Below are 25,643 nucleotides of genomic sequence, written 5' to 3'. Positions count from 1 at the left end.
TCCGGGCCGCTGCTCCTCTGCGGGCCGGCCGGCGTCCTGCACCCAAGGAGCACGCCATGCCCCGACCGCTGACCCTCAACCGTCCCGCGCTCGTTGCCGCCGCCGCGCTCGGCGCCTTCGCCCTCACCACCCTTCCCGCCGCGGCGACCGCCACCCCGGCCCAGATCGCCACGTCGAAGACGAACGGTGTCGCCTACCTCAAGTCCCTCCAGGCGGCTGACGGTTCCTACGCCGGCTCGGGGCTGTCCAACGAGTGGGCGTTCAGCGCGTTCGCCGCCGCCGGCACCGCCGCCGTGGACGTCACCCCGGGCGGGGACACCAGCAAGAACGCCAGAACCGTCTACCGCAACCTGCTCTCCACCAGCGGCTGGCCGTCGGCCTCCCCTGTGGTCACCGACTACGAGCGCGCCGCCCTCAACGCCTACGCCGCCGGCGTCGACCCGGCCCGTGTCTCCGCCTCCCGCAACCTGATCGCCGACATCTACCGCTACTGGCAGACCGCCGAGCCCGGCTATTTCGGCCCGTCGGCGAACTTCAACGCCACCGTCTTCGCCGCGCTCGCGCTGAACGGCGCGAAGACGACGACGGGCCAGGTCCGCGTCCCCCAGGCCCTGCGCGAGGCGATCACCACCCGGTTGCGCGCCAACCAGCACAACGACGGCGGCTGGAACTACAGCAAGGCCGAGGGCAACGCCGCTCAGCTCGCCGCCGCGAGCGACATCGACATGACCGGCGCGGCCATGGCCTCCCTGTGCGCCTCCGGCGTGCCGAACACCGACACGGACATCGCGCAGGCCAAGGCGTTCCTCAAGAGCAAGCTGATCGCCAACAGCGGTGCCTTCAAGGCCCTGTTCGGCGTCAACACCGACTCCAACGGCTGGGCGGTGTCCGGCCTGAACGCCTGCGGCATCAACCCGCAGACCGGCGACTTCCTCACCTCCCAGGGCAAGACGCCGGTCGACTTCCTGATCGCGCAGCAATTCAACCCCGGCGGCGGCTTCAAGTACCTGCCCAGCGACACCGGCCCGTCCGCGTACGCCTCCATCGACGGCCTACGGGCGGTGGCCGGCGGCGGCTTCACCTCCGCACCGCCCGTCCCGGCCACCGCCGGCGCGCCGCAGTGGGTGGGCGAGAACTCCTTCACGTCCGGTACGGCGACGAAGCTGGCACTGACCGTGGACGACGGTGCCGGCAACCTCAAGGTCTGCTCCGTCGCCCTCACCCCGACGGGCTCGACGACCACGCTGGGCGCTGTCCTCGACGCGGCCGTCACCTCGGCCACCCCCTCGGGCTGCGTGACCGCCGTGACCCCGGCATCCGGCACCGGCGCCGTCACCTCTGTGAACGGCAAGGCCAACAGCGGCGCGAACACCTGGAAGGTCAGCGTCGACGGCTCGTCGTTCGTCTCCGCCGCACGGGAGTACGCCGTGGGGGTCGGCGACACGATCGCCGTACGCTGGGGCTCCTGACCAGGGACCGGCCGGGCGGCGCCCGCAGAGACGAACGCGCCCTAGAGTCACGCCATGCGCATCGTCTCGCTCCTGCCGGCCGCCACCGACATCGTCGCCGAACTCGGGCTGTCCTCGTGGTTGGCCGGCCGCACGCACGAGTGCGACTGGCCACCGCGGGACGTGGCCTCCGTGCCCGTGGTGACAGGCGCCGATCTGGACCAGAACGCCCTCGGCAGCCGGGAGATCTCGGACGCCGTCGGCGGGGCCGCGCACTCCGGGTCATCGCTCTACACCCTGGACACCGAGGCCCTCGCGGCTCTGCGGCCCGACGTGGTGCTCACCCAGGACCTGTGCGACGTGTGCGCCGTGTCGTACGAGAAGGTCAGCAGCACCGTGCGGTTGCTGGACGCGGACACCCGCGTCCTCAGCCTGGAACCGCGCACCCTCGACGACGTGCTCGACTGCCTGGTCACCGTGGGCGGGGTGCTGGGCGTTCGCGAACGCTCCGAGCGACGCCGGGCCGAGCTGCTGGCCCGGCTGACGCACGTCCGCGCGGTGGTCGCGGGCCGCGCCCGGCCCCGGGTGGTGGCGATCGAGTGGCTGGACCCGCTGTGGCCCGCCGGGCACTGGGTCCCCGAGCAGATCACCGCCGCCGGCGGCGAGCCGCTGCTCGCCGCACCGGGCGAGCACACCCGACCGATGACCTGGGACGCGGTACGTGCCGCACGACCGGACGTGGTGCTGGTCCTGCCGTGCGGCTTCCCACCGGAGCGCACGCTGCGCGAGGCGCACCTGCTCACCGGACTGCCGGGCTGGTCCGACCTGCCGGCCGTGCGGTCCGGGCGGGTCTGGGTTCTGGACGGCCCGTCCTATTTCAACAGGCCCGGCCCCCGCGTGGTGCGCGGGACGGAGGTCCTGGCCCGCGTACTGCACGACGTGCGGGCCGGGGCCGAGCTCACCGCCGACGAGGCACAGCCGTTCCCCGGCCCGCCCAGCCGATGAGCGGAGAACGGGCTCAGAAGGCCGTCCAGGTGAAGGCGACCTCGTCGCCGGCGTTCAGCTTGAACTGACAGCCTCCCACCGGCGTGGACGTCCCGTTGACAGAGATGTTCCAGTAGGCGACACCCCCGCCGCTGACGCCCTTGACCGTTTCGACCAGAAAGTCGTCGAACGACGCGTACCAGGTGCCGTCCCATGTGAAGCCCCGCTTGCGGGCGGCGTCGTCGAGCGCGGCCGTGGGTGTGGGGACGGCCGTGGGATGGGCGCCGCCGTTGGTGCCGTCACATGTGTGCGTCCCTCCGCTCGCGGTGGTGACGTCGTGGCCCCGGGTCTTGATCTTCCCCTTGAAGAGGAGCCCGTCCGGGCCCTGGACAGCGAGACTCACCTTGACCGGAACGTTCGTGTCCACGGCACTCCGCGCGTGGGCGGCGGCCGGAGCGGAGGCGAGAACGAGACCGAGGGCGGTCGCGGCCATCAGGTGGCGGAGTACGGGGTTACGGTCCATGGCGGAGCCTTCCTGGTGCGGGCGGGCCCGCAGCCCGTCACCGAGCGAACGAGACGGCCCGCCTGGCTCTCGGCTTCGCGCTGCGGTCCATGACAGTGGAAGCGGTACAGGGCACGCGCCGGGTCACCCGACTCGCGGCCCCACGGGCCGCACACGGTTGCAGGTCAGCGCCGGATTCGCACCGGCTTCCCCCAGTCACGCGCGTATGCGGTTGTCGTACCTACGCTGTGACACCCCTCCGCACCCGACGCCGGCCGCTGCCGCCGCCTCCGGGCACCGAAGTCCCCGCATCCTAAGGCCCGTTGGGGCCCACCCGACAGCCCTACCAGGCCACGCCCCACCTCGGGCACTCCTCTACGAACCGGCTCCCGGTATGCCGTACGACGACTTCGTCGGCCACCAGGCTCTCCGACAAGTCCCCGCGCCACGCCTTCGTCGATTTGCTGGGCTTCACCGCCTGAGAGCACCGCCCGTCCGTCCGGAGGCCAGCACCAGGATCTCCGCGTCGACCCGTCCCAGCGCGTCGTCACGGGGCACCACCGGGATGCTCTCGCACACCTCGAAGCCGGCCTCGCGAAGGTGCGGCGCGAGTGAAGCGCGGGTCCACAGGCGTTCGCGGACGGCGGCGAGATGGGCCACGGGTTCTCCCTCGCCGTCTCGGGTGGCGTCCGGGAGGAAGAGGGTGCGGGAGAAGTGGGGGCCGTCGGGGTCGTGGCGCATGGCGGCGAAGAGGAGGTGACGTGTGCCGTGGTCGTCGGTGAAGTCGGTGGCCAGGACGCCGTTGCGGCGGGCGTAGGTGGCGAGGGCGGGCTCGGTGAGGACGGGGAGGCAGAGCACGCCGTCGGGAGCCAGGAGGCTGCGGACACGGGTGAGGAAGGCGGTGAGCGTGCGGGCGTCGGCGAACATGTTCACCGCCGTGTCGCCGAGCGTGGCCGTGGTGTAGCCCGTGCCGAGGTCGGTCGCCGGGTCGAGGACGTCGCCGTGTACGACCCGGATGCCCTGGGCCAGATCGGGGTGTTGGATCAGGTGGGCGCGCAGACGGGTGGTGGCGGCGCGGGAGATGTCCACGGCCGTGGTGGGGAGGTCTTCTGCGGCCAGGGCCAGGGCTACGCGGCCTCGGCCGCAGCCGATGTCGAGGACACGTCCGCCTCGCTTGCGTGCGATGGCCGTGAAGTGGTCGGTGTCCCAGGTCTTCGTGGTGGTCTGCTGGTGGAGGTAGGGCTCGAAGGGGTCCTCGTAGATGTCGGTGATGTGCAGCGCGGGCAGGCGGTCCAGGAGGTGACGGAAGGGAGGGAGGCAGATCCGTCGTACTCGGCCGACGCTGTCGTCAGATCCGCTGGTATCGCTCGTCTCGCTGGTGTCGCTCACTGGGGTTCGGCCACCTTGTGCTCGTCCTTGTTCTCGTCGTTCCCGGGAGTACGGGCCGTTTCGTCGCCCGTGCGGTCGCGGCTGAGCACCGCGTAGGCCAGCGCCACGACGGTCAGGGCGATGCCGGCCATCCACAGAGGTGCGCGCAGGCCGAACGTGTCGGCGACCACACCGCCGGTCAGGGCGCCGAGCGGTACGGCGGCCATGGAGAAGGTGCGGTTGGCGCTGTTGACGCGGCCCAGGAGTTCGGTGGGGACGAGTCGTTGGCGCAGGGTGACGGCCAGGACGTTCCAAACGGCGAAAGCGGCTCCGGTACCGCCCCAGGCGAGGGCGGCCAGGGCCGGGTGCGGGTAGGCCGCGAGGGCGAGGTCGAGCACGGCGGTGACCGCGATCGCGGTGATCTGCAGGGCCCGACGGTCGAAGCGGCGTACGAGGGCGGGGGTGGCGAGGGAACCGGCCACGCCGCCGATCGCGCCGACGGCGAGCATGACGCCGTAGCCGGACTCAGAGACACCCATGGGGCCGCGGGCGAGCAGCACCAGGGTGGCTTCCCAGGCCATGGTGAAGAAGGTCAGGGCCGCGCCGGTGAGGACGATGGTGCGGATGAAACGGGCCCGCCACAGCCAGCGCATGCCCGCCGCCGCGTCGGAGACGACGGTGCGGACGATCGGCCCGTGTGGTCTGGCGGGTGGGGCCGGGGTGCGGATGCGGGTGAGCAGGAGGACGCCGACGAGCATCGCGGCGGCGTTCAGGCCGAAGGGCAGGGCGGGTGAGACGGCGAAGAGGAGGCCACCGAGGGCCGGGCCGGCGAGGTCCTGGCCGACGCGTTCGGCGGTGACCAGTGCGCTGTTGGCCTGTTCCAGCTTCTCGTCGGCGACGACGCGGGGCACGAGGGTCTGCGCGGCGTTGTCGTAGGCGGCCTCGCCGATGCCCAGCAGGAACGCCGTCGCGTAGAGCAACGGCATGGACCGTACGTCGGCCAGCAGGGCCAGGGCCAGGAGGGCGAGGAGGACGGTGCGGGCGGTGTTCGCCCAGGCCATGAAGGTCTCGGGCCTGCTGCGGTCGACGAGCGAGCCGATCGGCAGGCCGAAGAGGAACCAGGGCAGGAAGATGCAGGCCGTCAGGGCGCTGACGGCGAAGGGGTCTCGGGTGGTGGCCGCGGCGAGCAGCGGCAGGGCGACGACGCGGACGCCGTCGCCGAGGTTGGAGAGGGTGGCGGCGGCGAGGAGCCGCGTGAAGCGGGTGTCGCGGCCGGCGGCGGACGTCACTGGGGCGGCTCCGTGGGGCGGGCACCTGCGGCCAGGGCTGCGGCGAGGCGTCCTCGGGGTGCCTGGGCGGGGAGCGCTGCGTGGCGGTCGATGATGCGGTGGGCCAAGTCGTCGGTGTCGACGGTGTCGAGGAAGGCGCGCAGTGCGGTGAGGCGGTCCTTGGCCTGTGCGGCGACGGTGTCGGGGGTGTCGGCGAACCGCCAGGGGAACGTCTCGCGCAGGGCGGGGTCGGATGCGGCTGCCTGGTCGACGAGGTCGTGCAGGATGTCGGCCCACATGGGTGGGGTGTCGCCGCTGAAGGTGATGTGGACGGACTCGCTGTCGGTGGTCCAGGCGTCGTGGACCACTCCGCGCGGGATGTAGAGGGAGTCGCCGGGGTGCAGGTCGAGTTCGGCGATCACGGGGGTGTCGTAGCGCTCCCCCGGTGCGGGCATCGTGCGCGGCCACTGGGTCGGGGGAGCTTGGAGGCGCCAGTGTTTGACACCGTGGACCTGGCGGACGAGGACGGACATGGGGTCGTAGTGCGGTCCTGCGCCGCGTGAGTGGGCGGGGGTGAGGTAGGCGCCGGCGGAGGCGGGAAAGCCCAGCTCCGCTGACAACTGCTCGCAGAAGTCGGCCACTTCGGGGCAGTAGCGCACCAGGCCGCGCAGGACGACAGTGGCGCCGCGTTCCATCTCGCGCAGGACGGCGTGCGGGTCGGCGACGCCGTCGGCCTGGCCCGCGCCGGTTCCGGTGCGGTGGGTGAAGCGGGCGGCGGGGACGTAGGCGCCGTCGCGCAGGAGCCGGAGGTAGGGGATGCGCAGACCGCGGTGGACGACGAGGTCCTCGGCGAGGCTCAGCCCGAAGACGTCGTCGAAGTCGCCCAGGTCGCGGGAGTGCAGGGGTGTCATCTCCCAGACTTCGCGTAGCTCGTCGGTGTCGCTGACGAGGCGTTCCAGCACCATGGCGCGTACTCCTGTTCGTGGCGGTGTTCAGCGGTCCAGCAGCCGGAGACGGGGTGGGTCGGCCAGGCCCAGGTGCGGTGCGAAGGGCACGGCCCGGCTGTCGAGGTCGTCGAGGTCGGTGAAGCCGCGGTCGTACAGGGCCGGGACGAGCACGGTGGTGTCCCAGCGGCTCAGACAGTGCCGGTGCAGGGCCGCGCGCGAGACGCGCTGGAGCGGGTAACCCCGGGCCGCCAGTTGAGCGTTGAGCTGTTCGGCGTCGGCGATCAGCTCACGCAACCGGGTCACACCGGGAGCGGTGCGGACTGCCTCGGCAAGGGCGGGAAGCGGGGTCAGGCCACAGGACCAGCGGTAGGAGCGTACGAGCGCGCGGGCGATCACGTGCTGTTCGTGTGCGGCTGACGCCTCCTCGCCGCTGAGCCACTGGGCGAGACCGGCGCCGGACAGCAACCCCTGCTGCCGGGCGCGGTCGACGGCGTACCGCTCCAGCCGGTCGAGGTCGTCGTCCTGCTTGCCGGTCTCACCGGTGAGGAGCTGGAGCACGGTCCGGTGGTGCAGCTCGGGATAGTCGTCCGCGTAGATCTGCGCGGCGGTGAGGAGTGTGCGGCTCTCGGCGTCGGTGGTGCGCCGCCAGTTCTCCATGTGCACGGTGGTCGGCACTCCGGCGTAGGAGGCCGGGGCGGGTGGCACGGGGTCGAGGGCCAGGCGGGTGAGCAGGGAGCGGGCGTCCTGCGTCTTGATGTCCCAGGACACCGAGGGGCCCCGGGTGAGATCGCGGATCGCGTCGGAAGTCGTCCGGGACACGCCTTGGGCCTGGTGCAGGATGCCCCGCCAGGTGCGAGCGGTGAAAGGCAGTTCCTCGGCAGCCGCCAGCAACCGGGCCTCCTCGTCGGGGCCGAAGACCCGGCGGCGGACCATGCGGCGCAGAGCGACCCGGACGGAGACCAGGGCGACGGTCAGCGCCCGGGATCCGGTGTCGGGTTCGGTGTGGACGAGGGCCACCTCGTCGTCGCGTTCGATGAACCCGGAGGCGTACAGGCGGTACACGATGCCGCTGCCGGTCATGCCGTACGGCCCCAGTTCGGCCGCCCGCAGGGCGCCCATGCTCGCCGCCCCGTACACGGCAGCGCCGCGGGCGATGACCTCGCAGATCTCCTTGTGCCGTACGGACGCCGACTGGAAGAACTGCCCGTCCAGGACGACCAGCCGGTCCCCCGCACCGACCGGACTGGCCGTCAGATCGCCGTGCCGAACCGGCGGGTGGATGACGGCATCCGGCAGCAGGGCGTGGACGGCCTCGGCGTCCAGTGAGGGGCCGGCGTACACATGAGTGGCGCTCAACGCACTCCCCCGTTCATCACGCTTCCCCGTTCATCGCGGTCCGCGCGCTGGTCGCGTTTCCCCTGCTGATCGGGGCCGCCCCGCGCTCGCGCTGACGTCGGTGCGGTCGTCGAAGGCCAGGCCGGGGGCGATCACCTTGACCACGGGGATGCCGGTCGGGCTGGGCAGGACGACGCGGATCGGTTCGGTGCCGGTGCGGGTGGCGATGGGGGCGGCGAGTGTGCGTATGTCGGCCTCGAAGTCCCCGTCGTTACCGACGGTCGGCGACTCCCACCACTCGGCTGTTCTCGTACCGAGTTCTTCCCTGGCCAGGGGTCGTTCGCCGGCCGTGCGGTAGAGCACGGGCGGGAGGTCGTCGCGGGCCCCGGCGATGGCGGTGAGGCGGCTTTGTGCGGCTTCCGTCAGGGCGCGCAGGAGGGCGATGGCGGGGTCGAGGTGGCAGCCGGCGCCGGTGTAGGTGACGGGGTGCGCCTCGGAACGGATACGTGCCTCGAAGCAGGCCGGCTCACGGTCGGCGACCACGACGTCCACGGACACCTGCGCTGAGGCGTACCGGTCGAGAAGAGACCGGCAGTCGGGGTCGTCGACAGTACCGAGGTCGAGTCGGTACCAGTCGGTACGGGGCCGGGCACGTAAGCGGGCGAGCGCGTCCCGCTCGCAGAGCTCGGCGAGCGCGTGGGCGGTCGCCTCGGGGATGGTGTTGCCGGAGGCGAGGCCGTTGCTGGTGGTGCGGAACAGCGGTGGTGTCCACTCCGCGCGGTAGGTGTGGTCGAGGCGGACGGCGGGTTCGGGCACCGGAACCGGGTCGCCGCTCAGCAGCCCTTCACCCTCCAGCCAGGACAACGGCAGATCCACGTGGAGCAGCGAGCCCTCGGCGAGGTCGAGGGCGGCCAGCTCGTAAGGCAGGCCAAGTCGCCGGGCGGTCACGGTGGTTGACGCGGGCGGGAGGTTCTCGGCGTGCCACAGCTCGATGGCCTCCATCGCGGCGGACACCCGTGCGGCGGCGGGCGTGAGGCCCTTGCCCTGAGAAAGGGACACAGTGCGCGAGGCCGGGCGTACGGCCTGGAAGACGGGGATGCCGATGTCGTCGAGCCCGGTCACGTCGGCGACGCGTGTCACTCCGTACCGGGCGAGCTGCGGGCGGATGCGCTGCCAGGTCTCCTCGGGCGGTACGGCGCGGTGCGTGCCGCGCCGGTATCCCTTCGCCGGGATCGCCCCCATGTTGATGGCGCCGGTCGTGAGCACCACTCGACTCCCCCCGCGGTTCCGGCACGAAAGCGGGTGCGGGACGGCGTCCGTCGGACGGACGAGGTCGGGCGGGACGGTCGTCCCGCACCCTGGTCATCTCGGCAGTGCCGATCAGGTGTGGTGGGCCACGCTCACCACGGTCTCCGTCGCTTCGGTCTCCTCGACCTCGAAGACCTCAGACAGTTCCTCGTTCGAGTACTGCATGGTGCGCCTCCTTTCCCCTGCGGAGGTCCCCCGTGTGGGGCCCTGCCGTCACTCTGGCCCACGACCCCGAACTTCTGCAAGGATTTGGCTATTGCAAGATATTCGCAACAAGGGGGCTTGAGTGGCTGGTTTTCCGGGTGGACGCCTGCTGTCGGTCGTAGTAGGGATTGCGGCGCTGGCCGCCTGTGGGTCGGGGGCAACCACGGGCGGTGGCGGGGGCGAGGCCGCCGACTCCTCCGCCGTGAGCATGGAGCGGTGCGGTGAGCGGATCCGGCTGGAGCAGCCCGCCTCGCGGGCGGTGACGCTCAATCAGCACGCCACGGAGCTGGTGCTCGCCATGGGGCTGGGCGACCGGCTGATCGGCTCGTCGCTGCTGGACAACGAGGTGCATCCGGATCTGAAGGCCGCCTACGACAAGGTGCCGGTGCTGTCGCAGAAGGCGTATCCGTCGAAGGAGTCCTTGATCGGGTTGGGTCCCGATGTGCTGATCGGCGGTTTCGGGCCGACGTTCAGCGAGGCCAACGGGCTGCCGCCGGACCAGCTACGGGACGCGGGCATGGGCCTGTTCACGGTCCAGTGCAAGGGCCAGGAACTCACGCTGGACTCGCTCACCGACACCGTCACCGCCCTGGGTGAACTCTTCGGGGAACCGAAGGCCGCCGAACGGCTCAACGCCCGCCTCGACAAGCAACTCGACGCGGTGGAACGGCAGGTGAAGGGCGAGAAGCCGGTCGACGTGCTCGTCTTCGACTCCGGGCAGACGGCCCCCACCGTGGCCGGCGGACAGGGTCTGGCCGACACCCTCCTCGCGACGGGTGGCGGACGCAATGTCTTCTCCGACCTCACGTCCGACTGGGGCGAGACCAGTTGGGACGAGGTGGTCCGCCGCGATCCCGACGTGATCCTCGTGGTCGACTACTTCACCGCGCAGGACACCGCCAAGGCCAAAATCGAGCAGCTTCGCGCCGACCCGGTGCTGCGGGACGTGACCGCGGTGAAGGAGAACCGGTTCCTGACCGTGGGTCTGACGGGCCTCGGTGCCCTGAGCCCCCGCAACCCGGAGGTGGCGGGCCAGATCGCCGACGAACTCCACCCCAAGTCGTGACCCGAACAGCGACAAGGACCGAGACGGCCACGAAGCCGACGGACCAGCGGGCCACGGCCGGGCCTGCGGGGAGATTCCTGGCGCATGGGCTGATACCGCTGCTGATCGTGCTTCTGGTGGCCAGTGCGGTGGCGGGCATCGTGCTGGGCTCGTTCCAGGTGCCGCTGGACGCGGTCGCGCGGGTCGTGGCCTCCCATCTGGGCGGTGATCCGTTGACCGGCACCGACCTGCGCCACGACGCGATCGTGTGGCAGATCCGGCTGCCGCGCGTCCTGCTCGGCGTCCTGGTGGGCGCCGGGCTGGCCATGGTCGGTACGGTCCTGCAGACGCTGCTGCGCAACCCGCTCGCGGATCCGTTCGTGCTGGGGACCAGTTACGGCGCCGGGGTCGGAGCGGTGTCGGTCACCCTCGGCGCCTCCGCCCTGGCCGGGGTCTACTCCCTGTCGGCGGGCGCGTTCGCCGGGGCGCTGGCCGCGACCGCCGTCGTCTTCGCCGTCGCGCAGGCCCATCGCGGAACGGGGGCGGCCCGGCTGCTGCTCGCCGGGGTCGCGGTGTCCTTCGTCGGGCAGGCGATCACCAACGTCCTGGTCCTGGCCGGCGACGACAGCGGCGGACAGGCCGCCAGGGCGGTTCTGTTCTGGCTGCTGGGCGGGCTCGGCGGCGCACGGTGGACTTCGCTGACCGTGGTCGCGGCGGCCACCTGTCTGGCTCTGCCGCTGTTCCTGCTGCGGGCCCGCGCGCTGGACGCACTGCTGCTCGGCGAGCAGACCGCGGCGAGCCTGGGCCTGCGCCCGGCCCGGCTGCGCACCGAACTGTTCGTGGTCACCGCCCTGTTGACGGGCGCGCTGGTGGCCGTGAGCGGGGCGATCGGCTTCGTCGGGCTGATGATGCCGCTGTTCACCCGGCTGCTGCTGCGGACCTCGGAGAACGCTCGCGTGCTGCCGGTCGCCGCGCTGCTCGGCGCGGTGTTCCTGCTCTGGGCCGACCTCGCCGCCCGTATGGTCATCGCGCCGGCCGAGTTGCCGGTCGGCGTGGTCACCGCGCTGTGCGGCGGACCGGTCTTCCTGTGGCTGCTGCTCCGGCGCGGCAACGCGGCCACGACGGGACTGGGCGGGGGCGGGGCCCTGTGACCACTGCCAAGAACACCTGGGCGGCATCAGAGCTCGGAGCAGAGACGTTCACGAGCACGGACGGCCATACTGCCGCCGAACTGTCCATCGGCGGGCTGAGCGCTCGCCTGTCCGGTGTCCCCGTCCTGCGAGGCGTCGACCTGCGGGTGGACGCCGGGGAAGTGCTGGGCGTCGTCGGCCCGAACGGCGCGGGCAAGAGCACCCTGCTGCGCTGTCTGTACCGGGCCCTCGCCCCCGACTCCGGGACCGTGCTGGTCGACGGCGCGGACCTGCTGGCCATGGACGCCGCCCGCTCCGCCCGGTACACCGCCGCGCTCCCCCAGGAGTCCGAGCCGGTCTCCGGACTGCGCGTACGCCGCGTCGTCCTGCTCGGCCGCACGGCGTATCTGCGCGCCTGGGAGAACCCCACCGCCCGCGACCACTGGATCGCCGAGGAGGCGCTGCGCAGGGTCGGCGCGTACGAACTGGCCGACCGCGACCTCGGCACCCTGTCGGGCGGCGAACGCCAACGCGTCCTGCTCGCCCGCGCCCTCACCCAGGAACCCCGCGTCCTGGTGCTGGACGAGCCCCTCAACCACCTCGACATACGACACCAGTTGGAGGCCCTGCGCACCGTACGGGACCTGGGCGTCACCACGGTCCTTGCCATCCACGACCTGGACCTCGCCCTGCGCTACTGCGACCGGGTCTGCGTCCTCGCCGACGGGGCGGTGGTCGCGGCCGGCCCACCCCAGGAGGTCCTGCGGCCCGCGCTCATGGCCGAGGTGTTCGGCGTCAGGTCCCGGCAGGTCGAGGTCGAGCCGGGGCGGTTCGCGTTGTGGTGTGAGCCCCTGGACACCAACGAGCCGGCGGAGCCCGCGCACTCGTTCGCCCCCTCGTCCCCCGTGCCCTCGGAGTCCTCGCAGTCCTCGGAGGAGGAGCCCGCTTGCTGACCACGCTGCTCGTGTACGCCCGTCCGGCCCGTCGGGCGCTCATGGCGAGCGTCGCCGCAGGCGTCGTGGTGTCCGCCTGTTACGTCGGGCAGAGCCTGTTGCTCACGCTCGCGGTGACCCGCGGGCTGCGGGGGGACATGACGGACGCCGTCCTGGCCTGCTGCGCCGCTCTCGCCGTGATCCCCGTACGGGCCGTACTGGTCTGGGCCCGCGAGGTCACGGCGGCCCGCGCCGCCGAGCAGGTCAAGACCGAGCTACGGCTGCGCCTGTACCGCCATCTGCTCACCCTGGGCCCCGGCTACACGGTCCGGCAGCGCACCGGAGCCGTCCTCACCACACTCCAGGACAGCGTGGAGGCGCTCGACCGCTTCGTCAGCGTGTTCCTGCCGCAGGTCCTCGTCTCCGTACTCGGAGCCCTCGGCATCCTCGCCGTGCTGGCGGTGATCGACCCTCCGGTGGCGGTGCTGGTCGCGGTCACGGCGGTCCTGGCCGCCGCCACACCTCGGCTGCTGCGCCACCGGATGCGCCGGTATCTGACCGACTACATGCGTGGCTGGCGCGGTCTGAGCGCCGACTACCTCGACGCCGTGCAGGGCCTGACCACGCTCAAGGCGGTCGGCGCGCACGAGCGCTTCGCCGCCCGGCTCTTCCAGGGTGCCTGGGACTTCTACCGCTCGTCGCTGCGCTTCACGCAGATCGCCACCGTCTCGGCGGGGTTCGTCGGGTTCTTCGCCGCCCTCGGCACCGCCGCCGCAGTGGGCATGGCGGCCTGGCAGTACGCCTCCGGTGACCTGGCCCTCTCGGCGGTCTTCGCCGTGCTGCTGCTCTCCCGCGAGGCGTTCCGCCCGGTCACGGACCTGATGGGCGCCTTCCACGCGGGCCAGGCCGCGCTTCCCGCCCACGCCGCCATCCGCGAACTGCTCGACGCCGAACCCGCCGTACCCGACACGGGAACGACAGTGGTGCCGCGCACCGACACCCCGCCCTGTGTGGTCGTCGACGGCATCCGCTACACCTACCCGGGCCAGGGCCGCCCCGCCCTCGACGACGTCAGCCTCACCCTGGAAGCGGGCACCACCACCGCCGTGGTCGGCCCCTCCGGATCGGGCAAGTCCACCCTGGCCCGGCTGCTGCTGCGCTTCGCCGACCCCGACACCGGCACGATCAGCGTCGACGGCACCGACCTGCGCGAACTGCCGCTCGCCGACTGGCACTCCAAGGTCGCGGTCGTCTCCCAGGACGTGTTCCTCTTCCACGGCACCGTCCACGAGAACATCGCCTTCGGCCGCGCGGACGCACACCCGGCCGACATCGAGACCGCCGCCCGAGCCGCCCACGCCCACGCCTTCATCACCGCGCTCCCGGACGGCTACGACACGGTCATCGGCGAACGTGGGTTGAGGCTCTCCGGCGGCCAGCGCCAGCGCCTGGCGATCGCCCGCGCCCTGCTCGCCGACGCGCCCCTGCTCATCCTCGACGAGGCCACCTCCAGCGTGGACATCGCCGCCGAACAAGCCGTCACCGAGGCCCTGGAGCGGCTGCGCGCCGGTCGCACGGTCCTGATCATCGCCCACCGGCTGTCCACCGTCGCCGACGCCGACCACCTCGTCGTCCTCACCGACGGACGGGTCGTCGAGGCGGCCGAGCCCCGCCAACTCCTGTCCAGGAACGGCGCCTACACGCGTCTGGTCGCCCGTCAGCGCGAAGGAGCCGCATGACCACCACCGCCGCCGTCCCCGAGGACCAGGCCCGCGCGCCCGAGCCCGAATCCCGAGCCGGTGCAACCGAAACCCCCGATCGGCGCGCCGCTCTGCTCACCCTGCTGCGCCCGCACCGCCCACGCCTCGCCGGCGCCATCGCCTGCGGTCTGCTGGACCAGGCCCTCACGCTCGCAGCGGCGCTCCTGGGCGCCCGTCTGGTCGGAGAGGCCCTCTCCGGCGCGGCCCCCGGTGACCTCACCACTTCTCTGTGGCTGCTGGGCGCGCTGGTCGTCCCTAAGGTCCTCGCCGCCTGGGCCGAGTCGTACCTCGCCCATGACCTGGCCTTCCGCGTCCTGGCCGAACTCCGTGACCGCTGCTATCGCGCCCTGGCCGACCTCACCCCCGGCTATCTGCTGCGCCGCCGTTCCGGGGACATCGGCGCCACCGCGATGGCCGACATCGAACTCCTCGAACTCTTCTTCGCCCACAGTCTCAGCCCACTCATCGTCGCCGCATCGGTCCCGGCCGCCTGCCTCATCGCGGCGTTCGTCCTGGACCCGCTGATCGGCGCCGCCCTGCTCCCGGCGATCGTCCTCATGGCCACCGTGCCGTTCTGGCTGCGCCGCCGCTCCGCCGACCAGGGCCGACGCATGCGCGAGGCCACCGGCGAAGCCGCGGCCGAGACCGTCGACGCCGTCCAGGGACTGGCCGAGACCCTGGTCTTCGCCCGCCAGGACACCCAGGCGGAGCGGCTGCGCGCGGCCACCGAACGCCTCGGACACGCCACGCGCGCGCACCGCTCGCGGGGTGGCGTGGAGAAGGCGGCGGGCGACGCGATCGCCGCCGTCGGCCTCATCGCCGTCCTGCTGACCGCCCTCGCCCTCGTCAACAGCGGGACCCTGACCGCCGACCGCGTACCGACCGCGGCCGTCCTCGGCGCCTTCGCCTTCCTCCCTCTCATGACGCTCGTGGACACCTGGCGCGAACTCGCCAACATCCGCGCGGCGGCGAACCGACTCGCCGAGATCGTCACCGCGCGCCCCGACGTCACCGACCAGTCGTCCAGGATCCGGCCCGTCCCCGAACCGATCGACCCGACCGTAGTGTTCGAGGGCGTCCGCTTCCGCTACGGCCCGGACCTGCCCGACGCCGTCGACCAGGTCACCTTCACCGTCCCCGCCGGCTCCACGGTCGCACTGGCCGGCCACTCAGGCGCCGGCAAGACCACCTGCGCCTCACTCCTGCTGCGCCACTGGGACCCCACCGCAGGCACGGTCCGCGTCGGCGGCCACGACCTTCGCACCCTGCCCTTGGACCGGCTCCGCCGACTGATCGCGGCCGTCCCCCAGGAGACCTACCTCTTCAACCTCAGCATCCGCGACAACATCCGCCTCGCCCGCCCGGACGCCACCGACACCGAGGTGGAGGAGGCCGCCCGCGCGGCCCACGCCCACGACTTCGTCGCCGCGCTCCCCGACGGCTACGACACCCCGGCCGGAGAAGGCGGCGCCCATCTCTCCGGCGGACAGCGCCAGCGCATCGCCATCGCCCGCGCCCTGCTCACCGGTGCCCCCGTCCTGGTCCTGGACGAGGCCGTCTCCAACCTCGACGCCGAGAGCGAGGCCGGGGTGGACCGGGCGCTGCGCGCCGCACGCACCAGCCGGACCACGCTGATCGTCGCCCACCGTCCCTCGACTCTCCGCACCGCCGACACCGTCGTCCTCCTCGACGGAGGCCGCATCCTCGACGCCGGACCGCACGACACACTCCTCGCCCGCAGCCCGGCATACCGCCGCCTGCTCAACGAAAGTGCCCGGCAAGTGAGTTGAACGCACGGCGAAGGGCCCCCACAAGTCACGTCCTTGCGGGGGCCCTTCGTCTTGCCGCCTGCGAGTGAAGGTTGAGAAGACGATCACGAGCAGGACGTCTGCGCGGACGCCGTCACGGTCACGGCGTCATCACATTCAGGGGGCCAGCAGCAGGCTGTCGCCGCGCTCCTTGGCGGCGGCGTAACGGCGGGCCACGTCCTGCCAGTTGACGACGGCCCACATGGCGTCGATGAAGTCGACCTTCTGGTTCTTGTACTGCAGGTAGAAGGCGTGCTCCCAGGCGTCGAAGACCAGGATCGGGGTGGAGCCCTGGCCGACGTTGCCCTGGTGGTCGTAGACCTGCTCGACGATCAGGCGCCCGCTCAGGGGCTCGTAGGCGAGGACGCCCCAGCCCGACCCCTGCGTGGTCGCGGACGCCTTGGTGAGCTGCGCCTTGAAGCCCGCGAAGGAGCCGAAGGACTCGGCGATGGCGTCCGCCAGCTCACCGACGCCGTCCTTCTCCAGGGGCTCCCCGCCACCGTCGCCGGTCATGTTGTGCCAGTAGATCGAGTGCAGGATGTGGCCGGAGAGGTGGAAGGCCAGGTTCTTCTCCAGGCCGTTGATGGAACCCCACGCCTCCTTGTCCCGCGCCTCGGCCAGCTGCTCCAGCGTGTCGTTCGCGCCCTTGACGTACGCCGCGTGGTGCTTGTCGTGGTGCAGCTCGATGATCTGCGGGTTGATGACCGGTTCGAGCGCCGCGTAGTCGTAGGGAAGCTCCGGGAGCGTGTAAACCGCCATGTCCAACGTCCTCCGACATAATTGCCACTGATGTGCAGTTGCACGCTAACAGCACTTGCGGTCGCTTGCCGATCAGGCATAGGTCCTAGGACCACGGTCGCGTCGCGGACCCAGGGGGCGTTCTCACTGTCGCAACACACGCGCAACCAGCCGGACACGGCGCTACCGCCGACCGCGCCGCCCGAACCCCGTGATCTGCTGAGGCGGCGCGGACTGCGGTGCACACCGTGCCGACTGCGGATACTGACCCTGCTCCACACCTGCGGAGAGCACCTCAGCACCGGTGAACTCTGTGAGCGGCTGACGCGGTCGGGCGAGGCCGTGCACACCACCACCGTCTACCGCACCCTGGAGACCCTGACGGCCGTCGGCCTGCTGCACTCGGTGCCGGGCCCCGGTCCGACGCGTTACGGCCTGACCGGCGAGCAGCACCACCACACCGTGTGCCAACGGTGCGGCAAGGTCGCGGCCGTGCCGCACGCGCATCTCAGAAGCGCGGTGGACACGATCGAGGAGCTGACCGGGTTGCGGCCGGACTCCGCGGGGTCGCTGCTGGTGTACGGCCGGTGCGCGCGCTGCGCCGACTGAAGCGGTGGGGGCAGCCCAACCGGGTCCCGGGGGCTACTCGGCCGAGGTGGGCCCGCCGGAGGTCAGCCCCGACGTCCACTTCTCCTCGATCCGGCCGACCTTCCACACCAGCAGGGCGATCGCCCAGGTCGCGAAGAACAGCCCGACGATCACGTAGCCGATGGTGTTGAGATCCAGGCCGGAGACCCAGTCCCAGAACGGGCCGTGCAGGTCCGCCTTCTCCGCGACCAGGCCCAGCAGTTCGACCGTGCCGATGAGGAGGGCGACGGCCACGGACAGGCCGGTGATGGTGAGGTTGTAGTAGACCTTGCGGACGGGCTTGGAGAAGGCCCAGCCGTAGGCGAAGTCCATGAAGGTGCCGTCGATCGTATCCAGCAGGGACATGCCAGCCGCGAACAGGATCGGCAGGCACAGGATCGCGCACCAGGGCAGGCCGGACGCGGCGCCCGAACCGGCCAGCACCAGCAGGGCGATCTCCGTGGCCGTGTCGAAGCCGAGGCCGAACAGGACACCGAGCGGATACATCTGACAGGGCTTGGTGATCGACTTCATCACGCGGCCCAGGAGCCGGTTCATGAAGCCCCGGTTGTCGAGCTGCTCCTCCAGGGCGGCCTCGTCGAAGTGGCCGGATCGCATCTGTCGGAACACCTTCCAGATCCCGGCCATGATCACCAGGTTGATGATCGCGATGACGTAGAGGAAGGTCCCGGAGACCGTCGTACCGATCCAGCCGGTGACGCCGTGCAGGGTGGAGTCGCCGTTCTCGACCGGGCCGGCCAGCGCCTTGACGCCCAGGGAGAGCAGGAAGGCGAGGACGAAGACGATCGTGGAGTGGCCGAGGGAGAACCAGAAACCGACCGACAGCGGGCGCTGCCCGTCGTTCATCAGTTTCCGGGTCGTGTTGTCGATGGCCGCGATGTGGTCGGCGTCGAAGGCGTGCCGCATGCCGAGCGTGTAGGCGGTAACGCCGATACCGATGCCGAAGGTCTTGGTGCCCAGGCTGTAGTGGTGCGGGGCGACGACGGCGACCAGCGTGAACCAGCCGATCACGTGCAGGGCCAGGATGAACGCCGCCATCCCGCTCAGGCTCGCCCACTCCCTGCGGGTCATCGACGTACCGAGGCGGTGCCACGAGAGTCCGCGCTCACCTGCTGCGGACCGGACGTCCGGGCGGGCGGAGGGATCGGGAGCGGTGGGCATGGGGACGTGGGCCTCACTCTCGGCGGACGGTCGCGGAACACGTGCGGAACCCACGCGGGGGACACGCGGGGGAGCGACTGCTTTCAGCCGCTCCCCCAGGTTTCTGCGCATCGTTCGCAGGAACAAGTTGGATGCGGCAAAACCCCCGTCAGGATTGCGTCTGCGCTCGGGAACGCACCGGTCAAGGCCCCCCTCGACACTCGGCACCACCGCCCTTCAACCGCTCGCTCCGCTCGGCGGTGACCTGCGCTTCCGGGCACGGCTACACATCGATCCCTCTCTTATTGCACACTTCTTGCAACAACTATTTCAGTGCAGGAAGGGTGGCGATGGGTTCTCCGATCGTGCTCGGCATCGAGTCGTCCTGCGACGAGACCGGGGCGGGCCTGGTCCGGGACGGGCGGCTGCTGGGCCATGTGGTGGCGTCGAGCATGGAGGAGCACGCGCGGTTCGGCGGGGTCGTGCCCGAGATCGCCTCCCGGGCGCATCTGCAGTCGCTACGCCCCGTGGTCCGGCAGGCACTGGACCAGGCGGGGCTGAGCCTGTCCGACATCGGCGCGGTCGCGGTGACCACCGGGCCGGGCCTGTCCGGTGCGCTCCAGGTGGGGCTGGCAGGTGCGAAGGGGATCGCGTACGCGCTGGGGGTGCCGTTGTACGGGGTGCACCACCTGGCCGGTCATGTGGCCGCCGACACTCTGGAGCACGGGCCGCTGCCCGACCCCTGCATGGTCCTGATCGTCTCCGGCGGGCACACCTCGCTCCTCCTCGTCCGGGACCTGGCCCGCGATCCGATCGTCCATCTGGGGGACACGCTCGACGACGCCGCCGGGGAGTGCTTCGACAAGGTCGCACGGGTGTTCGGACTGCCCTATCCCGGCGGTCCCGCGATCGACCGGGCGGCGCGCGAAGGGGATCCGCGTGCCGTTGCCTTCCCGCGCCCGCTCACCGGGCCTCGCGACGCCCCGTACGCGTTCTCCTTCTCCGGGCTGAAGACAGCCGCCGCGCGGTGGGCCGAGGGTCACGCGGGCCGGAAGCTGCCGGTGGCCGACGGCGCGGCCTCGCTCCAGGAGGCGGTCGCGGACGTGCTCACCCGCAAGGCGGTGGCGGCCTGCGCCGAGTACGGCGTGGGCACGCTGGTCGTGGTGGGCGGGGTCGCGGCGAACTCACGGGTGCGCTCGCTGGCCGAGGAGCGCTGCCGGGCGGCGGGGATCGAAATGCGGGTGCCGCCGCTCGGGCTGTGCACGGACAACGGGGCGATGATCGCCGCCGTCGGGGACCTCCTCGTACGGGCCGGAGCGGCACCCGCGCCGCTGGACGTGTCCATCGACCCGTCCGCGCCACTGGAGTACGCGGCCCTGCACCCCGTCACGGCGGGCGCGCCCGGGATGGTGGCGGCGTGACCGGGGCCGGCATCCGTGTCTTCCGGGGCGCCGAGCCGCTCGCGCACTCCGCCGCTCTGCGCTCCGTCTACGTCGACGCGTTCTGCACGCCGCCCTGGAACGAGGACGAGGCGAAGGCGACGGAGTTCGTCGGGCGCCTGGTGAGCGACGCCGAACGGCCCGGTTTCATCGCCGCGCTCGCCTTCACCGACGCCGAGCAGGTCGCCGGGTTCGTCACCGCCTGGACCACCCCCGCCCCCTTCCCCACCGACCGCTGTCACCCCCAGGCCGCCGCCGGCCTCGGACCCGAACGCACCCTCGCCTGGCTGGTCGGCGCCCGCGAGATAGACGAACTGGCCGTCCGCACCACCGCACGCGGGACCGGGCTCGCGGGCCGGCTCCTGGAGGCGGTCGTCGCGGACGCCCCCGAGGGCCGCGCCTGGCTCCTCACCTCGCTCCGGTCACCGCGCGCCCTGTCCTTCTACACCGGCCAGGGCTGGACCCAGGCCACCCACCCCTCCCCCGACGGCAAGGGCATCGCGGTCTTCCTCGGCCCCCGCCATCCGGCCAGTTCCCTGGCCCCCCGACCCCTGTAAGCGCCCGGAGCCCCTGAGATGCGTACCGCCGAGATCCGCCGCCTCCTCGACCACCTCGCCGGGCGCGGCCACACCGTCGTCCCCAGCGCCCCGCTGCCGACGCCCGACGCGACGCCGCTGTTCGTCAACGCGGGCATGGTCCCCTTCAAGCCGTACCTGACGGGCGAGACCGAGGCTCCTTGGCCGCGGACGACCAGCGTGCGGAAATGCGCACGCACCTTGGACATCGAGGGGGTCGGCCGCACGCCCCCGCACGGCTCCTCGCACAGCCGTGGCAGCGGGTCACCGGAACCGGCGCAGGGCGGCGGGCTGCCCGCAGACCGGCGGCCGGGAGCGCTGGCGTCCCTATCCGCGCTGATCACCGATGCCTGAGGAGGCGGGCGGAAGAGCGCCGCACCCCGACTTCGGCCGCCTGCTCCGGGACGCGGCCACCGACACCGTCGCCTGCCACGTCTGCGGGCGGTCCTTCCGCGCGCTGGGGGCGCATGTCCGTGTCCATGGGATGACGGCGGACGAGTACCGCCAGGAGTTCGGCCTGCTGCGCAGTCGGGCGTTGAGCGCGCGCTCCCTCTCCCAGGAACAGTCCCGCGCCCGGCTCGCCGGATACGAGGCATCGAAGAAATCCCGTTCGTACCTGGCGGCGGGCCGGGCGATGGCCCGCTCGGGAGAACTGAACCGGCGGCGCTGGAGCGCGACAGCGGAACGTGCGGCGGAGCCCGAGGAGTTGCGCCGGACGCGGCGGGCCACCCTGACCGCCGGCCGCCGTACCCAGTCCGAGGCCGCCGCCGAACGGACAGCGGCGGCAGTACGCGCCGCAGGATTCACCTGCCTCGAACAGGCCCTGCGAACCGTGTACGCCGACCGGCAGCACAGCGTCGAGGAGACAGCACGTATCCTCGCCACCGGCAAGAACAGGGTCCGTCAACTGCTGACCGAGCACGGCATACCGCTCCGGCCGACAGGTCAGAACTCCGCCGCCGGCCGACACTCCCGTGTGCTGCTCAACGACCGGGCCGCGGCCACGCGCGTGGGCGCCGAGAACATCTCGGTGTGGCTGCGCGAGCGGAGCGCCGAGGGCGTCACGCTGCGGGAGCTGGCGGCGGCCACCGGCCGGAGCATGCCGTGGGTGGCGACCCGGATCCGGACCGACCACCCATCGGACTGACAAGTACCGTCTACGCGACGCCCGTCATGCTCGCGAACACCACCACGTTGTTGGGGTAGTAGCTGCGGTCCTCGTCGAACTCACCGCCGCAGGTGACCAGGCGCAGCCCTGCGTGGTCGAGGTTCTTGTACACCTCCACGGTGGGGAACTCGTCCTTCGGGTACTCCTCGACCCGCTCTACCGCGAACGTCGCCGTCTTCCCGTCCTCACGGGAAACCTGCACCGCGTCACCGGCCTTCAACGTCTTCAGCTTCTTGAAGACCGCGTCCTCGCCGTTCCAGGTGACGTGCCCGGCGATCACCGCCGGGCCCTTCGACCCGGGCGTGGGCCCCGGCTCGTACCAGCCCGCGAGGTCCGGGTCCTTCGGCGTGGTCATCACGCCCTTCGCATCCTGCCCCAGGGTCTCCAGGTCGCTCACCACACCGAGGGAGGGGATGGCGATCCGCTGCGGTGCCGAGCGTGCCAGGTCCGAGGCACTCCCACCTGCTTCCGCGCCGGAGCCTGAACCCGCCGTGCCCGCGCCCGACTGCGTGCTCTGGCCTGGCGAGGTCTGCGAGGCGGCCCCGGTGTCCTGACCCGAGCAGGCGGTGAGCAGGACAGCCGCCGAGGCGAACGCGACCAGGGTTGCGGAAGCCCGCCGCCCTCCGGCCCACACCCTGCTGCCTGTGCCAGTCGGGCTGCTTGTACTGCTTGTACTGCTTGTGGCAACGCTGCTCACGCGGCGCCCCCGATCTTCACGGTCGCCACGTCACCGCGGGACGCCGCCGTCCGCCGCCGCGCGACGAAGAGAACACCAGCCGCTGCCACCGTGGCGGCACCGGCGCTGCCGATCACGACACCAGAGGAAACGCCACCGAGACCCTCCTCGCCGCCGGTCTCGATCCCTCCGACGGGAACGGACCCGATCGCAGCACCCTCCACCTCACCGCAGTTGGCCGGAGCAGTCGCCTCCTGCGGGAGCTTCGGGTCGAGCTCGCTCTTGCCGGCGCCCTCGAAGTCGTACTCACCGTTGCCGTTGGGGTCGATACCGTGCTGGACGATGTGCAGGTCCTTGATCTTCTCGACCACGTCCTGCCCGACCTCGATGGTCCGCTTGTAGGAGATCTTGCCCTCGGCGTCGGCCACCGGCATCCGGTCCACCGCCAGACCGCTCTTGGCCGCGTCGGTGTCCCCGGAAACGGTGAGCGCGATGTTGATGTCGCCGTAGTGGACGGTGGCCTCGGTGTTGTTGAGGATGCCGTCCTTGTTGGTGTCGGCACTGGCGTCCGGGCACACGAAGTCGTGGCCCTCGGTGGAGCCGTGCAGATGCTGCGCCGAGGGCTGCCCCGGCACCATGCCCTCGGACTTGATCCACACGGTCATCTCGGTGCCCCGGAAACTGACCATGGCGGTCCCCTCGGCCCCGGTGTCGTTCAACTCCTCCAGATCGAGCTGGAACGCCGTCTCCTCCGCGGCCAGCGCCGGCGCCGCGCCGGCGACCGCCAGCAGGGCGGCGGCGGGAAGCGCGGCAAGAGCCGCGAGACGACCGGTGCGACCTGTACGACCGGTGCGCTTGGATGTCACGTTCGTTCCTGTTCCGCGGCCCCCGAACGGGGAGAGCCGCACCTCGTACGGATTTCAGGCACCGTCCGGACCGGCGCGATCCGGTCTGTTCCACCGGCCGACCGACGTCCGAAGCCTCAGCGCCCCTGACCCGCACAGCGGTTGCGAACAAGCGACCACCCAGCCACACCTTCCCGGCGAGGACGGCCGCCGGACGATGCACTGGGACCCGACCAAGGGACCCTTATTGCAACCACTATGCAGTTACCAATAGAACGCAGAAAGCGCCGCAGATGTTCAAAGCCGCCCGGACGACCTGCCATGGCGCCACAGGACGGGGCCCCACCTGGCGACGAGAAGCCCTCCCGCTGTCACAGGAAATGGGGAAGTGGCACCATGTCGTGAACGACCTGCAGGTCGTGATGAGTCAGAAGCCCGGACTGCCCCACACGCGACGACCCCGACGCGGACATCCCCTGGACGCGCGGGCACCTCGCCGTCAGGTGCCGCGCCACCGTGAACGAGCCTCCCCGCCACCTCGGGCTCACCAGGACGTGCGGCCGAGGTCCCTGGCTGCGCCGCGGCCAAGGCGACCGCCCCCCGCTCGGACACTTGTTCCACAGTGCCCCCTGATCCCTGCCAACGCACGATCAAGATCGGGTCCACAGACGGTCCGGAATCCGACGCCGCCCACGTCCAGCCGCACCAGTGGTTGGCCGTTCACGGCTCGCGCATGTCCGTGTCCACGGGATGACGGCGGACGAGTACCCCCAGGAGTTCCGTTCCGGAATGCCCGATCCTCTTCCGGTGCGGCGGGAGGGGTACTAGCGTCCAAGAGCACACCCTGTGCATCCCATCCCGCACCTTGGGGTTGCCATGATCCACACCCGGGAACTTTTCGACAGCGTCACCACCGAGAGCAACCTCGGCAACGAGACTCTGGCCGCGGCCGTAGACGTCCTCGCCGAGTGCGAGACCGCAGTGACCGCGTGCGCCACGGGCATGCTTGCCCAGAAGGACGCGGACACGCTGCGCGAGGCCATCGACCGGGACTTGGACTGTGCCGACGTCGTGGCCGCGACCCGCCGGATCCTGACCCGGCACAACGGCCACGACCCAGCGCTGATCACCGCTCAGGTCGAAGCCTGTCTCATCGCCTGCCGGCGCAGCCACGACGTATGCATCGGACATGCCCAGCACCACGAGCACTGCCGCATCTGCGCCGACGCGACCGCTCGCGCCGCCGACAGCTGCCGGCACATACTCGACGCCGCGCGGTCCTGAGAACTCGCCCGCCCTTCCCGTGCTGATGTGACCTCGCCCACATCAGTCTCCCGGAACTCACCAGGCTGCCCCGCCGACTCCTGTTGTGGCCGTTCGCCGGGTCCGCGTTCCCGTCGGGAGAGGGCCGTGTGATCCACACTGCCCTGTCTCCCGCTTCCGTTCGCTCACCACACCGGTGCGTCCGGCCCTGCAGATACGTCGGCGCCGTGTGGCGTCCGGGAGTTGGGGTGGTCAGGTGATTGCCGCGAGCGGGCTGCGTTGGGTTCTGAGTCTGTTGTTCACCGTGCCGGTCCTGTACGGCCTGGGGAAGTCGGTTCTGCCGGGGGCGGGCATCACGGAGCGGATCGATCACGCGCTGCACGCGGCGATGGGGGCGCTCATGGTCGCCATGGCGTGGCCGTGGGGAATGGGCCTGCCGGTCGGTCCGCAGGTCCTGCTGTTCTCGGTGGGTGCGTTGTGGTTCCTGGCCTCCGCTCCGTTCCGCACGGCGGGAGGTTCGCCGGGCAGAGCCGCGGTCGGGGCCCTTCCGCACGTGGTGATGATGGGGGCCATGGCGTGGATGGTGTCGGCGATGGGCTCCTCCGCGACGATGTCCGGCGCCGAAGGATCCGGCGGGATGCACCACATGGCGGGAATGGACATGTCGGGCGGCTCCGGGCTCTCCTCCATGAGCCTGAGCGGAACGGGACCCGTCACGACGGCGGTGCTTCTCGCGATCGTCCTGGGGGGCATCGGACTGGCCTGGTTGACCCGCGCTTTCGACCGGGCGCGGGGAAGGCACACAGACCCACGGTGGTCGGGGGACGGCTCCCTGGTGGAGTCAGGACACATCGGTGCTCTGGCACCCGCGTGTCATGCGGCGATGGCGCTCGGGATGGCGGTCATGTTCGCCCTGCTCGCGTAAGGCCGCGGACTCGGCTCACAGGCGTGGAGAGAGCCTCAGGGACGACACACGGGAACCCGGCAGGCCGTTGTTTCCCGGGGCGGCGGGCGGGGAAGTAACGGTCGAGCCGTCCGTGGCCGAAAAGCGGTGGGCGGAACAGCGGCAGGGAAACAGGGGTGAGGTGCCGTGTCCGGAACACTCGGCAGGG

General features: G+C 71.5%; 23 protein-coding genes, 1 pseudogene and 1 riboswitch. Of the genes and pseudogenes, 14 read left to right on the top strand and 10 right to left on the bottom strand.

Going from position 1 to position 25,643, the window contains the following annotated elements; all coding sequences use genetic code 11:
• The first annotated feature begins 56 nt into the window (after positions 1-56).
• Both GWK25_RS11430 and GWK25_RS11425 read left to right on the top strand, forming a co-directional pair.
• Entirely contained in the window at positions 57-1,469 is a 1,413-nt protein-coding gene (locus GWK25_RS11430; protein WP_215449699.1) for a hypothetical protein, read from the top strand.
• A 54-nt stretch (positions 1,470-1,523) separates the two neighbouring features.
• The gene (locus GWK25_RS11425; protein ID WP_215449698.1) at positions 1,524-2,453 is read left to right on the top strand and encodes a cobalamin-binding protein; all 930 of its coding nucleotides are present in this window, start codon (positions 1,524-1,526) and stop codon (positions 2,451-2,453) included.
• A gap of 13 nt (positions 2,454-2,466) precedes the next feature.
• Here GWK25_RS11425 and GWK25_RS11420 read toward each other — a convergent pair whose 3' ends face one another.
• The 6 genes from GWK25_RS11420 to GWK25_RS11395 form a co-directional block, all read right to left on the bottom strand.
• A complete protein-coding gene (locus GWK25_RS11420; RefSeq protein WP_215449697.1) occupies positions 2,467-2,955 on the bottom strand; it encodes a DUF4430 domain-containing protein in 489 nt (162 codons plus the stop codon).
• Positions 2,956-3,054: 99 nt separating this feature from the next.
• Positions 3,055-3,182, bottom strand: a riboswitch (cobalamin riboswitch).
• A gap of 223 nt (positions 3,183-3,405) precedes the next feature.
• Positions 3,406-4,323 (bottom strand): bifunctional 2-polyprenyl-6-hydroxyphenol methylase/3-demethylubiquinol 3-O-methyltransferase UbiG, encoded by a 918-nt coding sequence (locus tag GWK25_RS11415; RefSeq protein WP_215449696.1) that lies wholly within the window; start codon positions 4,321-4,323, stop codon positions 3,406-3,408.
• On the bottom strand, positions 4,320-5,591 hold the full coding sequence (locus GWK25_RS11410) for an MFS transporter (RefSeq protein ID WP_215449695.1): 1,272 nt from the start codon (positions 5,589-5,591) through the stop codon (positions 4,320-4,322). Before GWK25_RS11410 ends, GWK25_RS11415 begins: the two co-directional genes overlap by 4 nt.
• Entirely contained in the window at positions 5,588-6,535 is a 948-nt protein-coding gene (locus tag GWK25_RS11405) for a cupin domain-containing protein (RefSeq protein WP_215449694.1), read from the bottom strand. The genes GWK25_RS11410 and GWK25_RS11405 overlap by 4 nt, the downstream gene beginning before the upstream one ends.
• Before the next feature lie 27 nt (positions 6,536-6,562).
• Positions 6,563-7,873, bottom strand: a complete 1,311-nt coding sequence (locus GWK25_RS11400; protein WP_215449693.1) for a TfuA-like protein — start codon at positions 7,871-7,873, stop codon at positions 6,563-6,565.
• Between the two features lie 30 nt (positions 7,874-7,903).
• The gene (locus tag GWK25_RS11395) at positions 7,904-9,118 is read right to left on the bottom strand and encodes a YcaO-like family protein (protein WP_215449692.1); all 1,215 of its coding nucleotides are present in this window, start codon (positions 9,116-9,118) and stop codon (positions 7,904-7,906) included.
• 328 nt (positions 9,119-9,446) lie between these two features.
• Here GWK25_RS11395 and GWK25_RS11390 point away from each other — a divergent pair, with 328 nt between their 5' ends.
• Genes GWK25_RS11390 through GWK25_RS11370 form a run of 5 tightly spaced genes read left to right on the top strand, consistent with a single transcriptional unit; the run spans position 9,447 to position 16,021 of the window.
• The gene (locus GWK25_RS11390; protein WP_215449691.1) at positions 9,447-10,430 is read left to right on the top strand and encodes an ABC transporter substrate-binding protein; all 984 of its coding nucleotides are present in this window, start codon (positions 9,447-9,449) and stop codon (positions 10,428-10,430) included.
• A complete protein-coding gene (locus GWK25_RS11385; RefSeq protein WP_215449690.1) occupies positions 10,427-11,560 on the top strand; it encodes an iron ABC transporter permease in 1,134 nt (377 codons plus the stop codon). Before GWK25_RS11390 ends, GWK25_RS11385 begins: the two co-directional genes overlap by 4 nt.
• Entirely contained in the window at positions 11,557-12,492 is a 936-nt protein-coding gene (locus GWK25_RS11380) for an ABC transporter ATP-binding protein (protein WP_308404213.1), read from the top strand. The genes GWK25_RS11385 and GWK25_RS11380 overlap by 4 nt, the downstream gene beginning before the upstream one ends.
• The gene (locus tag GWK25_RS11375) at positions 12,486-14,210 is read left to right on the top strand and encodes an ABC transporter ATP-binding protein/permease (protein WP_215449689.1); all 1,725 of its coding nucleotides are present in this window, start codon (positions 12,486-12,488) and stop codon (positions 14,208-14,210) included. The genes GWK25_RS11380 and GWK25_RS11375 overlap by 7 nt, the downstream gene beginning before the upstream one ends.
• Positions 14,207-16,021 (top strand): ABC transporter ATP-binding protein, encoded by a 1,815-nt coding sequence (locus tag GWK25_RS11370; protein ID WP_215449688.1) that lies wholly within the window; start codon positions 14,207-14,209, stop codon positions 16,019-16,021. Before GWK25_RS11375 ends, GWK25_RS11370 begins: the two co-directional genes overlap by 4 nt.
• Before the next feature lie 135 nt (positions 16,022-16,156).
• Here GWK25_RS11370 and GWK25_RS11365 read toward each other — a convergent pair whose 3' ends face one another.
• Positions 16,157-16,798, bottom strand: coding sequence for a superoxide dismutase (locus tag GWK25_RS11365; protein ID WP_215449687.1), 642 nt, complete (start codon positions 16,796-16,798; stop codon positions 16,157-16,159).
• Positions 16,799-16,828: 30 nt separating this feature from the next.
• Here GWK25_RS11365 and GWK25_RS44250 point away from each other — a divergent pair, with 30 nt between their 5' ends.
• Positions 16,829-17,386, top strand: a complete 558-nt coding sequence (locus GWK25_RS44250) for a Fur family transcriptional regulator (RefSeq protein ID WP_215449686.1) — start codon at positions 16,829-16,831, stop codon at positions 17,384-17,386.
• A 33-nt stretch (positions 17,387-17,419) separates the two neighbouring features.
• Here the strand turns inward: GWK25_RS44250 and GWK25_RS11355 are convergent, their stop codons facing one another.
• Positions 17,420-18,496, bottom strand: coding sequence for a HoxN/HupN/NixA family nickel/cobalt transporter (locus GWK25_RS11355; protein WP_251828819.1), 1,077 nt, complete (start codon positions 18,494-18,496; stop codon positions 17,420-17,422).
• Between the two features lie 419 nt (positions 18,497-18,915).
• Here GWK25_RS11355 and tsaD point away from each other — a divergent pair, with 419 nt between their 5' ends.
• From tsaD to GWK25_RS11335, 4 genes and pseudogenes are all read left to right on the top strand, one after another.
• Positions 18,916-19,986 (top strand): tRNA (adenosine(37)-N6)-threonylcarbamoyltransferase complex transferase subunit TsaD, encoded by a 1,071-nt coding sequence (gene tsaD / locus GWK25_RS11350; protein WP_215449684.1) that lies wholly within the window; start codon positions 18,916-18,918, stop codon positions 19,984-19,986.
• On the top strand, positions 19,983-20,561 hold the full coding sequence (locus GWK25_RS11345; RefSeq protein ID WP_215449683.1) for a GNAT family N-acetyltransferase: 579 nt from the start codon (positions 19,983-19,985) through the stop codon (positions 20,559-20,561). The genes tsaD and GWK25_RS11345 overlap by 4 nt, the downstream gene beginning before the upstream one ends.
• An 18-nt stretch (positions 20,562-20,579) precedes the next feature.
• Positions 20,580-20,822: pseudogene (locus tag GWK25_RS11340) on the top strand (alanine--tRNA ligase-related protein); the annotation flags it as partial.
• A 103-nt stretch (positions 20,823-20,925) separates the two neighbouring features.
• Positions 20,926-21,726 (top strand): MucR family transcriptional regulator, encoded by an 801-nt coding sequence (locus GWK25_RS11335; protein WP_215449682.1) that lies wholly within the window; start codon positions 20,926-20,928, stop codon positions 21,724-21,726.
• A 10-nt stretch (positions 21,727-21,736) separates the two neighbouring features.
• On the opposite strand, the gene GWK25_RS11330 is transcribed toward GWK25_RS11335, so the two are convergent.
• Complete coding sequence (locus GWK25_RS11330; protein ID WP_215449681.1) at positions 21,737-22,381, bottom strand: class F sortase; 645 nt, start codon at positions 22,379-22,381, stop codon at positions 21,737-21,739.
• A gap of 59 nt (positions 22,382-22,440) precedes the next feature.
• Positions 22,441-23,289, bottom strand: coding sequence for a hypothetical protein (locus tag GWK25_RS11325; protein WP_215449680.1), 849 nt, complete (start codon positions 23,287-23,289; stop codon positions 22,441-22,443).
• Between the two features lie 855 nt (positions 23,290-24,144).
• Here GWK25_RS11325 and GWK25_RS11320 point away from each other — a divergent pair.
• Complete coding sequence (locus GWK25_RS11320) at positions 24,145-24,552, top strand: hypothetical protein (RefSeq protein ID WP_215449679.1); 408 nt, start codon at positions 24,145-24,147, stop codon at positions 24,550-24,552.
• 235 nt (positions 24,553-24,787) lie between these two features.
• Entirely contained in the window at positions 24,788-25,456 is a 669-nt protein-coding gene (locus GWK25_RS11315; RefSeq protein ID WP_215449678.1) for a DUF5134 domain-containing protein, read from the top strand.
• The last annotated feature ends 187 nt before the right edge of the window (positions 25,457-25,643 follow it).

This window comes from Streptomyces sp. ATCC 21386, assembly GCF_018728545.1.
Classification (GTDB): Bacteria; Actinomycetota; Actinomycetes; order Streptomycetales; family Streptomycetaceae; genus Streptomyces.
Note: the sequence above shows the minus strand (reverse complement) of the source record. Positions and strands in the feature narration are given on the sequence as shown.